The organism is Rhabdonatronobacter sediminivivens (genome assembly GCF_013415485.1).
Taxonomy (GTDB): domain Bacteria; phylum Pseudomonadota; class Alphaproteobacteria; order Rhodobacterales; family Rhodobacteraceae; genus Rhabdonatronobacter; species Rhabdonatronobacter sediminivivens.
The window spans coordinates 46,378-62,748 of sequence record NZ_JACBXS010000019.1 but is presented as its reverse complement, the minus strand read 5'-3'; the positions used below and the strand labels follow the sequence as shown (position 1 = coordinate 62,748).

At 67.7% G+C, this 16,371-nt stretch carries 19 protein-coding genes; 11 read left to right on the top strand and 8 right to left on the bottom strand.

Translation table 11 applies throughout. The features are described from left to right. Positions 1–28 precede the first annotated feature (28 nt). From HUK65_RS10620 to HUK65_RS10600, 5 genes are all read left to right on the top strand, one after another. Positions 29–973, top strand: a complete 945-nt coding sequence (locus tag HUK65_RS10620) for a LysR substrate-binding domain-containing protein (protein WP_179906143.1) — start codon at positions 29–31, stop codon at positions 971–973. A gap of 78 nt (positions 974–1,051) precedes the next feature. After that, positions 1,052–2,089 (top strand): ABC transporter ATP-binding protein, encoded by a 1,038-nt coding sequence (locus tag HUK65_RS10615; protein WP_179906142.1) that lies wholly within the window; start codon positions 1,052–1,054, stop codon positions 2,087–2,089. Positions 2,090–2,138: 49 nt separating this feature from the next. Continuing rightward, positions 2,139–3,254 (top strand): ABC transporter substrate-binding protein, encoded by a 1,116-nt coding sequence (locus HUK65_RS10610; RefSeq protein ID WP_179906141.1) that lies wholly within the window; start codon positions 2,139–2,141, stop codon positions 3,252–3,254. A gap of 58 nt (positions 3,255–3,312) precedes the next feature. Next, positions 3,313–4,131 carry an ABC transporter permease gene (locus tag HUK65_RS10605; RefSeq protein WP_179906140.1) on the top strand — a complete coding sequence of 273 codons (819 nt, stop codon included), beginning with the start codon at positions 3,313–3,315 and terminating at the stop codon, positions 4,129–4,131. Continuing rightward, positions 4,128–4,937, top strand: a complete 810-nt coding sequence (locus HUK65_RS10600; RefSeq protein WP_179906139.1) for an ABC transporter permease — start codon at positions 4,128–4,130, stop codon at positions 4,935–4,937. Before HUK65_RS10605 ends, HUK65_RS10600 begins: the two co-directional genes overlap by 4 nt. Positions 4,938–5,056: 119 nt before the next feature. On the opposite strand, the gene HUK65_RS10595 is transcribed toward HUK65_RS10600, so the two are convergent. Further along, positions 5,057–5,581 (bottom strand): phosphatase domain-containing protein, encoded by a 525-nt coding sequence (locus HUK65_RS10595; protein ID WP_179906138.1) that lies wholly within the window; start codon positions 5,579–5,581, stop codon positions 5,057–5,059. A gap of 109 nt (positions 5,582–5,690) precedes the next feature. Between HUK65_RS10595 and HUK65_RS10590 the strand changes: the two genes are divergently transcribed. Beyond that, positions 5,691–6,335 (top strand): GntR family transcriptional regulator, encoded by a 645-nt coding sequence (locus HUK65_RS10590; protein WP_179906137.1) that lies wholly within the window; start codon positions 5,691–5,693, stop codon positions 6,333–6,335. Between the two features lie 181 nt (positions 6,336–6,516). Continuing rightward, a complete protein-coding gene (gene phnD / locus HUK65_RS10585) occupies positions 6,517–7,416 on the top strand; it encodes a phosphate/phosphite/phosphonate ABC transporter substrate-binding protein (RefSeq protein ID WP_179906136.1) in 900 nt (299 codons plus the stop codon). Positions 7,417–7,608: 192 nt separating this feature from the next. On the opposite strand, the gene phnE (HUK65_RS10580) is transcribed toward phnD, so the two are convergent. The 6 genes from phnE (HUK65_RS10580) to HUK65_RS10555 form a co-directional block, all read right to left on the bottom strand. Continuing rightward, on the bottom strand, positions 7,609–8,478 hold the full coding sequence (gene phnE / locus HUK65_RS10580) for a phosphonate ABC transporter, permease protein PhnE (RefSeq protein ID WP_179906135.1): 870 nt from the start codon (positions 8,476–8,478) through the stop codon (positions 7,609–7,611). Next, positions 8,475–9,359, bottom strand: a complete 885-nt coding sequence (gene phnE / locus HUK65_RS10575) for a phosphonate ABC transporter, permease protein PhnE (RefSeq protein WP_179906134.1) — start codon at positions 9,357–9,359, stop codon at positions 8,475–8,477. Before phnE (HUK65_RS10575) ends, phnE (HUK65_RS10580) begins: the two co-directional genes overlap by 4 nt. After that, on the bottom strand, positions 9,349–10,080 hold the full coding sequence (gene phnC, locus HUK65_RS10570) for a phosphonate ABC transporter ATP-binding protein (protein ID WP_179906133.1): 732 nt from the start codon (positions 10,078–10,080) through the stop codon (positions 9,349–9,351). The genes phnE (HUK65_RS10575) and phnC overlap by 11 nt, the downstream gene beginning before the upstream one ends. Beyond that, complete coding sequence (locus HUK65_RS10565; protein WP_179906132.1) at positions 10,074–10,640, bottom strand: protein-tyrosine phosphatase family protein; 567 nt, start codon at positions 10,638–10,640, stop codon at positions 10,074–10,076. The genes phnC and HUK65_RS10565 overlap by 7 nt, the downstream gene beginning before the upstream one ends. Positions 10,641–10,806: 166 nt before the next feature. Then, positions 10,807–11,124: a TraR/DksA family transcriptional regulator gene (locus HUK65_RS10560; protein WP_179906131.1), complete on the bottom strand. Its 318-nt coding sequence runs from the start codon at positions 11,122–11,124 to the stop codon at positions 10,807–10,809. A 93-nt stretch (positions 11,125–11,217) separates the two neighbouring features. Further along, a complete protein-coding gene (locus HUK65_RS10555) occupies positions 11,218–11,646 on the bottom strand; it encodes an FKBP-type peptidyl-prolyl cis-trans isomerase (protein ID WP_179906130.1) in 429 nt (142 codons plus the stop codon). A 176-nt stretch (positions 11,647–11,822) separates the two neighbouring features. Between HUK65_RS10555 and HUK65_RS10550 the strand changes: the two genes are divergently transcribed. The 4 genes from HUK65_RS10550 to pcaD are packed head-to-tail and all read left to right on the top strand — an operon-like array spanning position 11,823 to position 15,124. Further along, positions 11,823–12,509 carry a haloacid dehalogenase type II gene (locus tag HUK65_RS10550; RefSeq protein ID WP_179906129.1) on the top strand — a complete coding sequence of 229 codons (687 nt, stop codon included), beginning with the start codon at positions 11,823–11,825 and terminating at the stop codon, positions 12,507–12,509. A gap of 2 nt (positions 12,510–12,511) precedes the next feature. Continuing rightward, entirely contained in the window at positions 12,512–13,333 is an 822-nt protein-coding gene (locus tag HUK65_RS10545) for an alpha/beta fold hydrolase (RefSeq protein ID WP_235441898.1), read from the top strand. Further along, the gene (locus tag HUK65_RS10540; protein WP_179906128.1) at positions 13,312–14,328 is read left to right on the top strand and encodes a threonine ammonia-lyase; all 1,017 of its coding nucleotides are present in this window, start codon (positions 13,312–13,314) and stop codon (positions 14,326–14,328) included. The genes HUK65_RS10545 and HUK65_RS10540 overlap by 22 nt, the downstream gene beginning before the upstream one ends. Before the next feature lies 1 nt (position 14,329). Continuing rightward, positions 14,330–15,124: a 3-oxoadipate enol-lactonase gene (gene pcaD, locus HUK65_RS10535; protein WP_179906127.1), complete on the top strand. Its 795-nt coding sequence runs from the start codon at positions 14,330–14,332 to the stop codon at positions 15,122–15,124. 143 nt (positions 15,125–15,267) lie between these two features. On the opposite strand, the gene HUK65_RS10530 is transcribed toward pcaD, so the two are convergent. Next, positions 15,268–16,356, bottom strand: coding sequence for an ABC transporter ATP-binding protein (locus tag HUK65_RS10530; RefSeq protein ID WP_235441897.1), 1,089 nt, complete (start codon positions 16,354–16,356; stop codon positions 15,268–15,270). Between the last annotated feature and the right edge of the window lie 15 nt (positions 16,357–16,371).

Below are 16,371 nucleotides of genomic sequence, written 5' to 3'. Positions count from 1 at the left end.
ATCTGGTGCGCACAGAACGGAGCCGCCCATGCCCCGCATCCCCTCTACCCAGGCGCTGCGCGCGCTGGAATGTTTCGCCCGCCACGGCACCGTCTGGCAGGCCGCCGAGGAGCTGAACCTGACCCGCAGCGCCGTCAGCCACCAGTTGCGGCTGCTGGAGAACACGCTGGACTTCCGCCTGCTGAACCGCAACGGCACGCGGGTGGAGCTGACCCCCCAGGGCGCCGCCTATGCCGAGGAAGTGCGCCGCGCGCTGGGCATGATTTCGGGCGCGGCCATGCGCAATGCGGCGCGCGGGGTCACGGGGATGCTGACCGTCAGTTGCCCGCCGGGGATTGCGTCCTCCTGGCTGTGTCCGCGCATTGGCGGGTTTGCCCGCGCCTTTCCGGATGTGACGCTGTCCATCGTCACCCCGCGGCGACTGGATGACACGTCCAACCCGGATGTGGACCTGTTCATCACCTTCGGCAACAGCGAAGCCCCGGGCATGGAGGCCGAACTGCTGGTCGAGGTTGATTTCGTCCCCGTCTGCAGCCCCATCCTGCTCAACCGGATCGGCGGGCTGGAGGAGCCTGCGGACCTCATGCGGGTGGAACTGCTGCACCTGCATGATTTCGAGGATTGGGAGGCCTGGTTCCGCCTGGCCGGTCTGCCGCGCCCCTCGGCCCGGCGGGGGATCAGCTTTTCGGACATGAACCTTGTCTTTGCCGCGGCGCTTATGGCGCAGGGGGTGGCCATGGGCGATGTGTTCATCTGTCAGCAGGCCATGGCCGCCGGGCAACTGGTGCGACCCTTCGATCTGGCGGTGCGTTCGGCGCAGTCCTATTTCATCATCCTGCCGCAGGACAAGGCCGGCAATCCCGCCAGCGCTGCCTTTCGCGACTGGTTGCGGGGCGAGTTGCTGGAGAATCGGGCAGGGTCAGAACGGCAAATTCCGTTTCACAACCGGGCGAAAAACTTTCGGTTGCCATGAGGTTGCACCGGTCCCTACGCTACAGGGCACAGGCGGGCAGCAGGACCCGGGCAACAGGACAGGGGCGTGCGGGATACAGTGACGCAAACCAGAGCGGCAGAAATCGGCGCAACCGGCATCGGCAAGCGCTTCGGCACCTTCACCGCGCTGGAGGATATCTCGCTGACCATCGCGCGGGGTGAATTCCTGACGCTGCTGGGGCCATCCGGGTCCGGCAAAACCACCTTCCTGATGATCCTGTCCGGGTTCGAACCGCCGACCACCGGCACCCTGACGCTGGATGGCAAGGACATGACCGGCATGCCCGCCGAATCGCGCGGGTTTGGCATGGTGTTTCAGGGCTATGCGCTGTTCCCGCACATGACGGTTGCCGAAAACATCGCCTTCCCGCTGAAGGTCCAGCGCCGCAGCAGCGCGCAGATCCGCGCCCGCGTGGACCAGATGATCGAAATGGTGGGCCTGGGCGGGCATGGCCACAAGCGCCCGGCCGGGCTTTCGGGCGGGCAGCAGCAGCGCGTGGCGCTGGCCCGCGCGTTGGCCTATGAACCGCCCGTGATGCTGTTCGACGAGCCGTTTTCCGCCCTGGACCGCAACCTGCGCGCCCAGATGCAGGGCGAGATGCGCCGCCTGCACCGTGAAACCGGCACCACCTTCGTCTTTGTCACCCACGATCAGGAAGAGGCGCTGACGCTGTCCAGCCGCATCGCCATTTTTGATGCCGGGCGGCTGCAGCAACTCGCCCCCCCGCGTGAGGTCTATGAACGCCCGGAAAACCGCTTTGTGGCGGAATTCCTGGGCGATATCAACATCCTGACCCTGAAGGATGGCCAGATCGAGGGCCGCGCGATCACTCTGCCCGGCGCCGGGCGCAGCGGCGATCTGGCCATCCGGCCGGAATACATGGGCCTTTCACTGGCCGAACCCGCTACGGGCAACGCCGTGCCCGCCACCCTGCTGGACCTGACCTATCTGGGCGCCACCACCAAGCTGGAGCTGCGCGGCCCCGGCGGCGCCGCCATGGTGCTGAGCCTGCCCACCGCCGAAACGCCGCCCGGCCTGGCGCCGGGGGCCACGCTTTGGGCAACATGGGCGCCTGAACGCGGGGTGCTGCTGTAGCAGGCGCCCCCAAGACAAGACCGCATAACCAACCTGGGAGACCACGAAAATGCACGGACCATTCCAGAAAGACGCGCTTGATATCCTGAAGACCCGGCTGGCGCGCGGCCAGATCACCCGGCGCGAATTCGCCACCGGGCTGGCCATGCTCATGGGCACCACCGCGCTGGGGATGCGCGCAGGCCCGGCCAGCGCCCAGCCCTCGCAGCTGGTCATGGTGAACTGGGGCGGCGATGCCGGCCCGGCCTATACCGCCGCCTATGGCGAGGCGTTCGAGGCCGCGACCGGCATCGTCGTGCGGCAGGACGGCTCGGGGCCGACCGAGGGCGCGATTGCCGCGCAGGCCGAAACCGGGCGGCCCAGCTGGGATGTGGTCGATGTGGACCCGTTCTCGGCCGAGGCGCTGGGGGCGCGCGGGCTGATGACCCCCATCGACTATGACGTGGTGGACCGCGGCAAGATGCGCGAAGGGTTCGGCTGGGACTACTCGGCCTCGGCCTATTTCTACAGCTACATCATCGCCTATGACAAACGCCGCTTCGGGGACGATCCGCCCAAGGGCATGGCCGATTTCTTCGATGTGGAGAAATACCCCGGCCGCCGCGCCATGTATCAGTGGGGCGTGGGTATGTGGGAAGCCGCGCTGCTGGCCGATGGCGTCCCGCGCGATGAGCTCTATCCGCTGGACCTGGAGCGCGCGCATGCCAAGATCGACGCCTTCAAGGGCAATGTCATCGGCTTCTGGGGCGGCGGGGCGGAAAGCCAGTCGCTGCTGTTGAACGGCGATGCCTCCATGGCGCTGATCTGGTCCACCCGCGCCAAGCTGATCGAGGAAGACTCGGGCGGCGAGATCGGTTTCATCTGGGATGAGGGGCTGGTGGCGCCCGGCGCCTTCGGTGTGCTGGCCAACAACCCGGCGGGCCCCGAGGCCGCGATGGAGTTCATCGCCTCGGCCCAGGATCCGGAAAAGCAGCTGGTCATGTTCCGCATGATGGCGCAGGGGCCCGCAAACCCCGAAGCCGACGCGCTGCTGGCGCCCGAGGAAGCCCGCTTCAACCCGGTGGACCCGGAGAACTTTGCCGTGCAGATCCCGCTGGACATGGCCTGGTATGAAGAAAACTACGGCGCCGCGCTGGACGAATACCTGCGCATCATCTCGGCCTGATTGGCCGGCTGCACCGCCGCCCCCCGCCCGGGGGCGGCGGGCCTGAAGGACCCGCCCCATGACCCGTCGCCACGCGATCCTCCTTGGCCCGCTGCTGCTGTTTCTGGCGGCGGCCTATCTGATCCCCTTTCTGGGCGTGATGCGCTGGAGCTTCACCCTGCCGGAACCGGGGGTGCAGAATTATAGGGCCGTGCTGGCTGATCCGCTGGTGCAAAGCGTGCTGTGGCGCACGCTGCGCATCTGCGCGCTGGTGACGGTGATTACCGTTGCGGCGGCCTATATGCTGTCGCTGATCTGGGTGCGCAGCGGCCCGGTGGGGCGGTTGCTGGTAGAGCTGTGCATCCTCATCCCCTTCTGGATTTCGGTGCTGACGCGGGCCTTTGGCTGGCTGGCGATGCTCTCGAACCGCGGGCTGGTGAACACCTGGCTGCAGGGGCTGGGGATCATCGAATGGCCGCTGGTGCTGGTGCGAAACGAATTCGGGGTGATCGTGGGGATGGTGCATTTCCTGATCCCCTTTGCGGTGTTTCCCATCGCTGCATCCATGCGCAATGTGGATGAGCGCGTGCTGATGGCGGCGCGCAGCTTTGGTGCCTCGCGCACGCGGATCTTCTGGCAGATATTTGTGCCGATGACGCGGCCTGGCATTCTGGGCGCGGCGCTGCTGGTGTTTGTGTTCGCGCTGGGCTTCTTCATCACGCCTGCCATTCTGGGCGGGGGGCGCAGCGTCATGGTGGCCGAGCTGATCTATCTGCGCCTGTTCCAAAGCCCCGACTGGGGGCTGGCCGCCGCGCTGAGCGTGGTGTTGATGGTGGGTGTGGGCGCGCTGATCGCCATGCTTTTGCGCCAGTTCGGAGAAAGGACGACCCCGCGATGACCCTGCGTCCTGGACTTCTTGCAGGGTGCATTGCCGCGTTGCTGGCGGTGTTCCTGATGATGCCGCTGGTGGCGGTGGTCCCGGTCAGCTTCACGCCCACGCGGTTCCTGTCCATCCCCACTGACGAATGGTCCCTGCGCCATTACCGGGCGCTGGTGGAAAACCCGGTCTGGGGGCAGGGGGCGTGGCTGTCGGTGCGGGTGGGGCTGGCCTCGGCGCTGCTGTCCACGGCGCTGGCGGCGGCCTTTGCCATCGGCATCTGGGTGTTGCAGCCGCGGTTTTCGGGGTTGCTGATGGGGCTGGCGCTGTTGCCCATGGTGGCGCCGCCGGTGGTCTCGGCGCTGACGCTGTATTTCTTTCTGGTGTCATTGTCGCAATTCAACGAGATCATCGCCTATGACCGCTGGGCGGGGGTGGTGCTGGCGCATGTGGTGATGGTGTCGCCCTTTGCGGTGGTGCTGATTTCGGTGGGGCTGACGCAGCTGGACCGGCGGATGGATCTGGCGGCGCGCTCCATGGGGGCGGGGCTGTGGACGCGGGTGGTCCGGGTGATCCTGCCCAATATCCGCTTCAGCCTGTTCGCCGCGCTGTTCCTGACCTTTGTGCTGTCCTGGGAGGAGATCGCGGTCACGCTCTTCATCACCTCGATCGAGGCGGTGACTCTGCCGCGGCTGATGTGGATGGGGCTGCGCGACAATATCGACCCGGCGATCGCGGCGATATCGGTTTTGCTGATCGTGGTGGTGGCAATGGTGATCCTGGCCAAGACGATCTGGCAGGTGCGGGCGGGGCGCGGCGGGGGCTGATCCCCGGCGGAGGGCTGCCTGCAACGGTGCCAACGCGCCCCCGAGCCGCGCCCCACCCGCCCACCCGCGCGCCTCGGGGGCGCGCTGCCCGGCGCATGGCGCCGGCCAGCCGGGATGCATCATCGGCCGAAGGGCAGGGCGGTCAGCCAGGCCTCTTGCGCGGGGCTTTCGATGGCCTGGGGGTTGGCGGCGCGGATCACGGCGATGGCGTCGGCGCGCGCGATGCCCCCCATGACCATCACCAGCGCGGCCAGCGTGCCGCTGCGCCCGGCGCCGGCCATGCAGCAGAAGGCAACCTGGCCGCCTGCGTGAACAGCGGCCGCCTGCCGCTGCAACCGGGCGTGCCAGCGGCGCATGAAGCGCGCATCCGGCGGCTGGAAATCCCGGATGGGCGCAGACCACAGCATGATCCCGCCCCGCTCCGCCGCGTGACGCAGCCCGGCGCGGGTTCCCCTGGGCAGTTCATGGTGTTCGGTCAGGGCAAAGAGCGCATGGCACCCTTGTTGCCGCAGGCGGGCCAGTGCCTCGTCCCGGTCTTCGGGGTCGATCCAGCCGCGCCCGTCATGCCCCTTGCGCAGCCCCGGCCAGCCCAGCAGATGGACCCTGCCTGCCCCCAGCGGGACGGTTGCAAACGCATCGCTCATGGGCAGGTCTCCGCCATCGGGGTTGTGCCACGTTGCTGTTTCACGGTCAACTCTGTATATCAACTCCACTGGCGGCGACCATCTGCCTGCGCATCATCAGGGCTGATCCATGAACCGATCATCAGAGTATTTCGCCGGACCGGAGACATCGCGGCTGGACAGCATTGTTCACGCCCTGCGGCTGCGGATCTGCACCGCCGATCCGGGGGTGGAGCATCTGCTGCATGAAAACAAGCTGGCGGCGGAATTCGGCGTCAGCCGGACGCCGATCCGCCACGCGCTGCAACGGCTGTCCTATGAGCATCTGGTGCAGACACGCTCCGGGGTGGGAACTGTGGTCGCACCCCTGGACCCGGCCAGCGGCCCGCGCGATTTCGACGTGCTGCGCGGGATCATCGAACTGGCTGCCGCCACCGCCACCCGCCCGGTGCCGACGCAGCCGCTGTTTGCATTGCGCGGGCTGGCCATGTCGCTGGACGCCATCGCCCTGGACAGCTTTACCTTCGCGCAGCATTTCGACCTGCGCGCGGCGCTGATTCCATTGCTTTCGGCGCTGATCGAGGATCCGATCCTGGCCGAGGCCCATGCCGCCGCTCATTGGCGGATGCTTCGCCGGTCACAAGGGTTCGGGGCGGCGGAACTGGCGGCGCAGCATGCGGCCCTGTCACAGGCTTTTGCGGCGATTGCCACGCAGACCGATGCCGGGCCGGTGCTGTCCGCGTTTGCCGCGACCGCTGCGCGCCCTGCGCCCTGAAACCCCGCGCCCGCGCCAACTGCACAGAAAACACGCAATCGCTTCCGCGCCGCGGCAGGTGGGTCCGGTGTCATGGAAGCTTTGCTTTACCGATCTGCGCCAGATTGCTATGAACCTGTATACAGGGTCACAGCCCCTGTCCGCCCATCCGAAACCCGGATCCAGCACGGAGACCAATCCCATGAAGCGCAGAACCCTTCTGGCCAGTGTGGCCATCCTGTCCCTCGGCACCGCCCTTCCGGCTGCTGCCGACTGGCGGGCGCAGTATGACTCGCTCACCATCGGCCTGCCGCCCATCGAAAACGCCGAGGAAGGCGCCCGCCGGTGGCAGCCCTTCGCCGATTACCTGTCCGAACAGCTTGGCGTGCCCGTGACCCTGCGCATGGCCAGCGCCTATAGCGGCATCATCCAGGCCATGGACGCGGGCGAGGCCGATATGGCCATGTTCGGCGCTGCGGCCTATGCCTCGGCCTATGACGTGCTGGAGGGCGATCTGGAGCCGCTGGCCCACGCCGTGTCGCGTACCGGCGATCGTGGCTATTATGCCGTGGTGGTCGTGGCCGGCGACAGCGAGGCCGAATCGCTTGAGGATCTGGCCGGCCAGACCCTTGCCTTCGCCGATCCGAACTCGGCCTCGGGCTATCTGGTGCCGAATTTCTACCTCGGCCAGCTGGGGCTCGCGCAGGGGCATTTCGCCTCCACCGGGTTTTCCGGCAGCCATGACAACGGCATCCTGGCGGTGGTGCGCGGCACCTATGACGCGGCGGCCACCTGGCATTACTCCGAAGACAATGGCGCCGTGCAGCGCATGACCGACCGCGGCGAGATCGAGGAAGGCGCCGTCAAGGTCATCTGGGAAAGCCCGCTGATCCCCTCGGACGCCTGGTCGGTGCGCGGCTCGATGCCCGATGACCTGAAAGCCGAGCTGCTGTCCGCGCTGACCGAATTCCACGAGCGCGACCCGGAACGGATCGAGATTGTGAGCGTCGGCTCCTGGACGCATCTGGTCGAGGTCGGCCATGAAGCCTTCGAGGACAGCATCGCCATGCGCGAGGAAATGCTGCGCCAGCGCGGCAACTGATCTTTATCGGCAGCCATTCCATGAAGGCCCGGGCATGATCGCCCGGGCCTTTTTCATGCCCCACAGGGTGCGGCGCCTGCGGTGGCCCATCCAAGACACCGCAGCGCCCCCGAGGCGCGCGGGTGGGTGGGTGGGGCGCGGCTCGGGGGCGCTTTATGCTGTCAGGAGGGCGCGGCGGGAGCCGCCAATGGATCAGGTTTCGGCCACCGGGGCCGGATCGCGCGCCGCACGCCCCAGCGCCTTGCGGCGCAGATAGCGTGACAGCCAGTCGATCAGCGCCACCGTGGGCAGGATCATCAGGATGATGAAGGCCACATCGCTCCAGGCATTGACCCGGATGCGGTCGGCCAGAAAGAACCCGATCCCCCCGGCGCCGACCACGCCCAGGATCGTGGCAGAACGGGTGTTGGCCTCAAAGAAATACAGGCTGTTGGACAGGAAGACCGGGAACACCTGCGGCCAGATCGCCAGCCGCGCCACATCCGCCTGCCCGCCGCCCGCCGCCCGCACCCCGTCGCCCGCGCGGCGGTCGGCATTCTCCACCGCTTCGGCATAGAGCTTGGCCAGAACGCCCGTGTCATTGAGCGCGATCGCCAGGATCCCGGCAAAGGGTCCAAGCCCCACCACAGACACGAAGATCAGCGCCCAGATCAGCACATCCACCCCGCGCACGATATCCAGCGCGCGGCGCAGCCCGAAATGGATGAACCCGTTGCGCACCACATTGCGCGCGCCCAGAAACCCCAGCGGGACCGAGATGATGCTGGCCGCGATGGTGCCCAGAAAGGCAATCGCCACAGTCTCGGCCAGAGCATGGAGGTATTCGACAAAGAACCCCTTGCTGGTCGGCGGCCACATCTGGCGGGTGATGATGCCCAGATCGCTCAACCCCGAGAAAAACGCCCCCGGTGCCAGCCCCAACGCCTGTGCCGCGGCCAGAAAGGCGATCAGGAAAGCGATGATCAGCGTCCGGCGCCGCCAGAGCGTCAGGGGCCTGGGGCGCACCGTGCCGGGGTATTTCTGCGCCAGATCCTCCAGGCGCCGGGTATCGGGCGGGGTCATCGCTGCAACTCCCCGCCGATGATGCGATGGCGCAGCCATTCGCTGAGGATATCCACCAGCGCCACGGTGATGATCAGCAACAGCAAGATCGCGCTGATGTCGCGATAGATGAACTGGTTGATGACGAACATCAGCTCCTGTCCGATCCCGCCCGCGCCCACGAAGCCGATGACCGAGGCCGAGCGCACGTTGATTTCGAACCGCAGCAGCGTGTAGCTGATAAAGCCCGGCAGGACGCGGGGCACCACGCCATAACGGATCACCTGCCCGCGCGCGGCCCCGGCCGCCACAACGCCCTCCAGCGCGCGGTCGGATACGGTCTCGTTGATCTCGGAAAACAGCTTGCCCAGCACGCCCATGGTATGCAGCGCAATCGCCAGCACCCCGGCCATGGCCCCAAGGCCAAAGGCAAAGACAAAGAGCAGCGCAAAGACCAGTTCCGGCACCGTGCGCAACACTTCCAGAGTGCGCCGGGCGGCATGATAGACGATGCTGTTGGGCGCAAGGTTATCCGAGGCCGCAAAACACAACGCAAACGCCCCCGCCACGCCCAGGGTCGTGGCCACGAAGGCAATCAGCACCGTATCCACCAACAGCCCCACCCAGACGCGGAAATTCCACATCCAGCGGGACATATCCGCGCCGAAGCTCTCCAGCGACAGCTGCGGCATGGTGCGCATGATGTAGCGGCCAAAGCGCGGCAGCCCGTCGACGAATTTCTGCCACGAGACCTCGCCCAGATGCCCCGCCACCAGCACCGCCACGGCCAGAACCACCAGCAGCAGCAAGGATTGGCGGCGCTTCGCCGCGCGCAGTTCGGCGCGGCGGGCCTCGACCATGGCGACGGCATCGCCGGAGGGTTGCGCGGCGCTACTGGTCATAGATCGAACGGATGGCAGCATCATCGAGCGCCTCAACCGGGCCGTCGAACACCAGTTGCCCGCGGCGCACCCCGATGATCCGGGTGCAATAGTCGCGCGCCAGATCAATATGGTGCAGGTTGCACAGCACCGGCAGCCCGTCCTCGGCATTGATCCGTTTCAAAGCCCCCATCACCGCCGCCGTGCTGCGCGGATCCAGCGAGGCCACGGGCTCGTCGGCCAGGATCAGCCGCGGCTCCTGCACCAGGGCGCGGGCGATGGCCACGCGCTGCTGCTGCCCGCCGGACAGTTCATCGGCGCGTTTGAGCGCGTGCTGCGCCATGTCCAGCCGGTCCAGCGCCTCGATCGCCAGGGCGCGGTCCTCGGCTTTGAACTGCAGCGTCCAGGTGCGCCAGCGCGGGGTCAGGGCCAGCCGCCCCACCAGCACGTTTTCCAGCACGCTGAGCTGATCCACCAGGGCGAATTGCTGAAAGATCATCGCCGCCTGCCGCCGCCAGTCGCGCAAGGCACCGCCGCGCTTGGCGGTGACATCGGCGCCGTCGAAAACGATTCTTCCGGCGCTGGGCTCTACCAGGCGGTTGATCAGCCGCAACAGCGTGGATTTCCCCGCCCCCGATCGCCCGATCACACCCACGAATTCCCCCGGGGCGATGCGCAGCGAGACCGCGTCCAGGGCGATCGTATCCCCGAACTTCCGGGTCAGCCCCTCGATCTCTAGCATTTGCCCACAAGCTCCTGAAGGAAGGCCTTTTGTGCGGGGGTTTCGGGGCCTGATCCGGCCTCTGCCACCTGCTGGCGCGCGCGGTCCGGGTCCAGCCCCAGGGCGCAAAGCACCGCAATTGCCGTCATGCCCGTGCGCCCGATTCCGGCGGCGCAATGGACCAGAACCCTGTCGCCCTGGCGCAGCCGCTCTGCGATCTGGCGGGTCATGTCGCGATACCTTTCCATATCCTGCGGGATGCCGAAATCCGGGATCGGGTGGTTCAGCCGGTCGGCGGACAGCCCCTGACCGCTGGTCCAGGCGTTCGCATATTCAGGTGACAATGCGGTGACTTCGGCCGGGTCGGCAAGGCACAGGATCGCGCCAACCTTCCGGGCGGCGATCCGGTCCAGGTCGGTGGCGGTGCCGCCGGACCGGCCCGGCATCGCGGCCAGAAACAGCCGCCCCTTTGCCTGCCCGTCCAGATCGACCGGACGCAGGGCCAGACCGGGCGCGCCGTCTTCCTTCGGATCGGGGGCAGTGGCGGGTTCGGTGCGGTGGGCAGGCTGGCGCGTGGGCATGTGTAAAAGATATCCTACGGGGTCTGGATACCTGTATACAACCACGCCATCGCAACCATGACAACCGCAACACGCATCATTTCACCCGGTGCGCGACGATGCGCTCGCGGTTGCCTTGAAAACCAGCACGCGCGCCCCGGGGGACGCGCGAAAAGCAGGGCAGGGATCAGGCCGCGCAGTGGCGGCAGAAGGGGGTGAACGGGACCAGGTCCAGCCGTGCTTCGCTGATGGTCGCGCCGCATTTCACGCAAATGCCGTATTCGCCGGCTTCGACCCGCTTCAACGCTGCATCGATTCGGGCAACTTCGGTCTGGGCGCTCAGGCCCATGCCCTCCAGAACCTCATCGGTTTCACGCTCGACGGCCATATCCTCCCAATCCGGGTCGGCATGGGATTCAAGCTCTTCCTCCACCGCCTGCATGCGGGCGACAAGCTCGGCGCGGCGGGATTGCAGTTGCTTGCGGCGTTCGTCCAGTGATGTCATGGGCCACCTCCTTGTGACGGCCCAGACTGTCGCAATGCGCGGCGGGCTGCCTTGATCAGGGTCAAGCCAGCCCGCGAATTCGAAAAGGGCAGGTCAGCCGACCTCGACAACCTCGACCGCAAAGGTCAGATCCTTGCCGGCCAGCGGGTGGTTGGCGTCCAGCACCACCACTTCGTCGCTGACCTCGGCCACGGTGACGGGCATGGGGTTGCCATCCGGGGTCTGGACCTGCAGCCGGGTGCCGATCTCCAGCGGGATATGGTCCGGGATCTGTTCACGCGGGATGCCCTGGCGCGCCTGCGGCTGATAGGGGCCATAGGCCTGGTCGGCGGGAATGGTCACGGTTTTCTGTTCGCCGCTGGACATGCCTTCGATGGCCTGTTCCAGCCCGGGGATGATCTGGCCTTCGCCCAGCTTGAATTCCAGCGGGTCGCGCCCGTCCGAGCTGTCGAATACCGAACCATCCTCCAGCGTGCCGGTGTAGTGGAATCGAACGGTATCGCCAGATTTGGCCTGGGTCATGGGGTATCCTTCATTTGGGAAAAGGTGAATTCACGGAGGCCGCATGATCTGCGCGGGTGCTCCTGTCTCATCGTCAATATAGCCCGGATCGGCCCAGGGATAAACCCCGGCGCGCGCGCCCCCCTTTTCCCCGGGGCCAGCCTGTGCAAATCATGGGCGCGAAGGAGCGCCCGCCCATGCCCGTGAATGCCTGTGTCTTCGATGCCTATGGCACCCTGTTCGATGTGGCCGGGGCCGCGCGCGCCGCAGCGGCGCAGGATGAGGGCGCGGACTGGGTGGCCCGTTGGCCGCAACTGGCCGCGGACTGGCGGCGCAAGCAGCTGGAATACACCTGGCTGCGGGGGCTGAGCGGCACCCATGCGGATTTCTGGCAGGTCACTGCCGATGCGCTGGACTGGGCGCTCGATGCCGCAGAGCTGAGCGAACCGGCCCTGCGCACCCGCCTGCTGGCGCTCTATCGCGAATTGCCCGCCTACCCCGAGGTGCCCTCCGTGCTGGCCGCCCTGCGCGCGCGAGGTATGCCCTGCGCGATCCTGTCCAACGGATCGCCCGCGATGCTGGCCGATGCCATCGCCTCGGCCGGGATCGGCGAGGCGCTGAGCGCCGTGATCTCGGTCGAAGAGGTCGGCATCTTCAAACCCGCCCCGCAGGTCTATGCGCTGGTCGAACGCCATCTGGGCCTGCCGCCCGCGCAGGTGGGTTTTGTTTCGGCCAATAGCTGGGACGCCTGTTCGGCGGCGGCGTTCGGGTTTCACAGCCTCTGGGTCAACCGCGAGGGCGCGCCCATGGACCGCCTCGCCGCCCGCCCGGCGCAGGTTCTGGGCGACCTCTCGCCCCTGCCCGATATCATCAAAAGGGATTGATCATGCCGCATTTCACCGCCCCCGACGGCGCCCGCCTGCATTACAGCGACGAGGGCCATGGCGTGGCCCTGCTGTGTCTGGCCGGGCTGACCCGGGATGGCCGCGATTTCGACTATCTGGAGCCGCACCTGCCGCCCCTGCGCCTGATCCGCATGGATTACCGTGGCCGCGGCCAGTCCGACTGGACCGGCGCCGACACCTACACCGTGCCGACCGAGGCTGCCGATGCCCTCGCCCTGCTGGACCATCTGGGGGTGGAGCGCGCGGCACTCCTGGGCACCTCGCGCGGGGGGATCATCGGCATGTATCTGGGCGCCACCGCGCCGGATCGGCTGCGCGGCATCTGCCTGAACGATGTCGGCCCGGTGATCGAACCCGGGGCGCTGGACCGGATCGCCCAGTATCTCGGCCGCACCCCCGCCGCGCGCACCCATGCCGCCGCCGCCGTGGCGCTGGAGCATAACTCGGACGAGTTCGCCAATGTCCCCCCCGAGCGCTGGTTTCAGGAGGCGCGCCGCCGTTTCATCCAGACCGAACAGGGGCTTGACCTGACCTATGACCCCGCCCTGCGCGATGCCTTCATGGCCGCCATGACCGGCGGCACCGGCGATCTGTGGGCGATGTTCGACGCCTGCGCGGACCTGCCCATGGCGCTGATCCGGGGCGCCAATTCCGGCCTGCTGACCACCGAGACCGCCGAGGCCATGTGCACCCGCCGCCCGGACATGGTCCATGCCGAGGTCCCCGATCGCGGCCATGTGCCCTTCCTCGATGAACCCGAATCGCTGCGCGCGATCCATGAATGGCTGGGGAATTGCCTGTGACCACGCTGGCCGAACCCCGGGCGGCCCCCGATGCCGCCCTGATCGCCGATGCCGCCGCGCGGCTGGCCGGGGTGGTGCGCCGCACGCCGCTGCTGTCCTCGGACTTTCTGGATGCGCTGGCGGGACGGCGCGTGCTGGTCAAGGCCGAATGCCTCCAGCATACCGGCAGCTTCAAGTTCCGTGGCGGCTTCGCGGCTGTGTCGGCCCTGTCGGCGGCGGAACGCGCGCGCGGTGTGCTGGCCTGGTCCTCGGGCAATCACGCGCAGGGGGTGGCGCTGGCCGCACGGATGCACGGGGTGCGCGCGGTGATCGTCATGCCCGCGGACGCGCCGCAGACCAAGATCGAGGCCACCCGCGCGCTGGGCGCCGAACTGGTCCTGCATGACCGCGCCACCGAACCGCGCGAGGAGATCGGCGCCGCTCTGATCGCGCGCCACGGCCTGACCCTGATCCGCCCCTTCGACGACCCGCAGGTGATCGCCGGGCAGGCCAGCACCGGGCTGGAACTGGCCCAACAGGCGGCCGAGGACGGCGTCCACAGCGCCGATGTGCTGATCCCCTGCGGCGGCGGCGGGCTGACAGCCGGCGTGGCCCTGGCCCTGGCCGAAACCGTCCCCGGCCTGCGCGTCCGCCCGGTCGAACCCCAGGGCTTCGACGATACCGCCCGCTCGCTGGCCGCGGGTCAGCGGCTGTCCAACGATGCGCGCATGGGCCTGTGCGATGCCATCGTCACCCCCACCCCCGGCGCGCTGACCTTCCCGGTTCTGCAACGCCTCTGCGGCCCGGGGCTGGTGGTCCCAGATGATCACACCCTGCGCGCCATGGCCCAAGCCTTCGCGCGGCTGAAACTGGTGATCGAACCCGGCGGCGCCGTGGCCCTGGCCGCCGCCCTGTTCCAGCCCCAGGCGCTGCAAGGCGATGCGGTGATCGTCATCGCCTCGGGCGGCAATGTGGACCGCTCGCGCTTCATCCAGGCATTGAGCACGGAGGACTGACATGCAGATCGCAGACCTGGGCGACATCCGCCTGCACTACCGCATCGACGGCACCCCCAAAGGCGCGCCGGTGGTCTTCTCCAACTCGCTGGGCACGGACCTGCGGCTCTGGGATCAGGTGATCCCGCTGCTCCCGCCCTCGCTGAAATACATCCGCTATGACCGCCGTGGCCACGGCCTGTCGGACACGCCCCCCGCGCCCTATTCCATGGGCCAGCTGATCCGCGATACCGAACGCCTGCTGGACCATCTGGGCGTCACGGACTGCCTCTTCGTCGGCCTCTCCATCGGCGGCATGATCGCCCAGGGGCTGGCGGTCAAACGCCCGGACCTGATCCGCGCCATGGTCCTGTCGAACACCGCCGCCAAGATCGCCACGCCCGACATTTGGCGCGACCGCATCGCCACCGTCGAAACCCACGGGATCGAGCCCCTCGCCGACCCGGTGATGGAGCGCTGGTTCTCCCCGGACTTCCGCAAGACCCCCGCGCTGACCGCCTGGCGCCACATGCTCACCCGCACCCCCGCCGCCGGTTACGCAGGCTGCTGCGCCGCCATCGCCGGCACGGATTTCTACACCACCACCGCCACCCTGCGCCTGCCCACGCTTGGCATCGGTGGCGATCATGACGGCTCCACCCCGCCGGATCTGATGCGCGAAACCCTCGCGCTCATTCCCGGCGCGCGCTTCGAACTCCTGCGCGGCACTGGCCATCTGCCCTGTGTCGAGGCCCCCGAAGCCTATGCCGCCCTGCTCACCGATTTCCTGCGCAGCACCGGCCACATCACGCCCTGAGCCAACTCACCCAATTTTCATGCCGAAAAATACTCTCCGGGGGTGAATGCGCGGCACGCGCAGAGGGGGCAGAATGCCCCCTGACCCCGCACGCAGTGCCAGAAGGCGTGCGCGCATCGCGCGCTCCGCCAGATCACCGCCCCTCAGACCAGCGGCACCACGCAATCGCAGATGCGCAACCGCACCCGCGCGCCGATCTCGATATTCGCCCCGGGGCCAGAGATCACCAGCATGCAGCGCTCGCCCTCCTGCACCCAATACAGCTGATCATGCCCCCGGAACTCGCGCCCCACGACCGAGGCCGGCCCCTCCGCATCCGGCTCCAGCATGATCTGCTCGGGCCGCACAGCCAGATTGACCGCCCCATTGGCCGCGCGCGACAGCGGCAGCGTGCCAAAGCTCGTATCCACCCGCATCCCGTTCGCCGTCCCGCGCAGGATGTTCGACCGCCCCAGGAACGAGGCCACGAATTCCGACACCGGGTTCAGATAGATCTCGTCCGGCGTGCCGATCTGCACCACCCGGCCCGCCTCCATCACCGCAATCCGGTCGGCAATGGCCAGCGCCTCCTCCTGATCATGGGTCACCAGTATCCCGGCCGAGCCCGAGGACTTCAGCAGCTTGCGCACCTCCTGCCGGGTTTCCACCCGCATGGCGGCATCCAGGTTGGAAAACGGCTCATCCATCAGCACCAGGGGCGGTGCCACCGCCAGCGTGCGCGCCAGCGCCACGCGCTGCTGCTGCCCGCCCGAAAGCTCATGCGGGCGGCGCCGCTCCAGCCCCGACAACCCCACCAGCGCCAGCATCTCGCGCGCGCGGGCCTCACCCTCGGCCCGCGACATCTTGCGCAGGCCGAAGCGGACATTCTCCAGCACATCCAGATGCGGGAACAGCGCATAATCCTGAAAGACAAAACCGATCCCGCGGGCCTCGGGCGGCAGGCGGGTGATGTCGCGTCCGCGCAAACTGATGGTGCCCGCGTCCGGCACTTCGAACCCGCCGATCATGCGCAGCGTGGTGGTCTTGCCGCAGCCCGAAGGGCCCAGCAGCGCCAGCATCTCGCCCTCGCCCAGGGAAAATCCCACCCGTTCCACCGCCGGCGCATCGCCATGGGGGAAATGCTTGCGCAGGCCCGCGACCTCCAGCAGCACCTTGGTGGGCCGCGCGCGGTATCCCAGCGGCGTGGCCTCGGCGGGCATCTTGAAGGACAGGGCTTTGGGCAGGCTGTTCATGGATCCTCGGGCGAT

What these genes read in the sequence shown, in the direction of transcription:
- HUK65_RS10565 (WP_179906132.1), bottom strand. Translation starts at nt 10,640, where the DNA reads ATGCCCACGCGCCAGCCTGCCCACCGCACCGAACCCGCCACTGCCCCC.
- HUK65_RS10555 (WP_179906130.1), bottom strand. Translation starts at nt 11,646, where the DNA reads ATGACCCAGGCCAAATCTGGCGATACCGTTCGATTCCACTACACCGGC.
- HUK65_RS10620 (WP_179906143.1), top strand. Translation starts at nt 29, where the DNA reads ATGCCCCGCATCCCCTCTACCCAGGCGCTGCGCGCGCTGGAATGTTTC.
- HUK65_RS10590 (WP_179906137.1), top strand. Translation starts at nt 5,691, where the DNA reads ATGAACCGATCATCAGAGTATTTCGCCGGACCGGAGACATCGCGGCTG.
- pcaD (WP_179906127.1), top strand. Translation starts at nt 14,330, where the DNA reads ATGCAGATCGCAGACCTGGGCGACATCCGCCTGCACTACCGCATCGAC.
- HUK65_RS10560 (WP_179906131.1), bottom strand. Translation starts at nt 11,124, where the DNA reads ATGACATCACTGGACGAACGCCGCAAGCAACTGCAATCCCGCCGCGCC.
- phnE (WP_179906135.1), bottom strand. Translation starts at nt 8,478, where the DNA reads ATGACCCCGCCCGATACCCGGCGCCTGGAGGATCTGGCGCAGAAATAC.
- HUK65_RS10595 (WP_179906138.1), bottom strand. Translation starts at nt 5,581, where the DNA reads ATGAGCGATGCGTTTGCAACCGTCCCGCTGGGGGCAGGCAGGGTCCAT.
- HUK65_RS10550 (WP_179906129.1), top strand. Translation starts at nt 11,823, where the DNA reads ATGCCCGTGAATGCCTGTGTCTTCGATGCCTATGGCACCCTGTTCGAT.
- phnD (WP_179906136.1), top strand. Translation starts at nt 6,517, where the DNA reads ATGAAGCGCAGAACCCTTCTGGCCAGTGTGGCCATCCTGTCCCTCGGC.
- HUK65_RS10530 (WP_235441897.1), bottom strand. Translation starts at nt 16,356, where the DNA reads ATGAACAGCCTGCCCAAAGCCCTGTCCTTCAAGATGCCCGCCGAGGCC.
- HUK65_RS10600 (WP_179906139.1), top strand. Translation starts at nt 4,128, where the DNA reads ATGACCCTGCGTCCTGGACTTCTTGCAGGGTGCATTGCCGCGTTGCTG.
- phnC (WP_179906133.1), bottom strand. Translation starts at nt 10,080, where the DNA reads ATGCTAGAGATCGAGGGGCTGACCCGGAAGTTCGGGGATACGATCGCC.
- HUK65_RS10610 (WP_179906141.1), top strand. Translation starts at nt 2,139, where the DNA reads ATGCACGGACCATTCCAGAAAGACGCGCTTGATATCCTGAAGACCCGG.
- HUK65_RS10545 (WP_235441898.1), top strand. Translation starts at nt 12,512, where the DNA reads ATGCCGCATTTCACCGCCCCCGACGGCGCCCGCCTGCATTACAGCGAC.
- phnE (WP_179906134.1), bottom strand. Translation starts at nt 9,359, where the DNA reads ATGACCAGTAGCGCCGCGCAACCCTCCGGCGATGCCGTCGCCATGGTC.
- HUK65_RS10540 (WP_179906128.1), top strand. Translation starts at nt 13,312, where the DNA reads ATGGCTGGGGAATTGCCTGTGACCACGCTGGCCGAACCCCGGGCGGCC.
- HUK65_RS10605 (WP_179906140.1), top strand. Translation starts at nt 3,313, where the DNA reads ATGACCCGTCGCCACGCGATCCTCCTTGGCCCGCTGCTGCTGTTTCTG.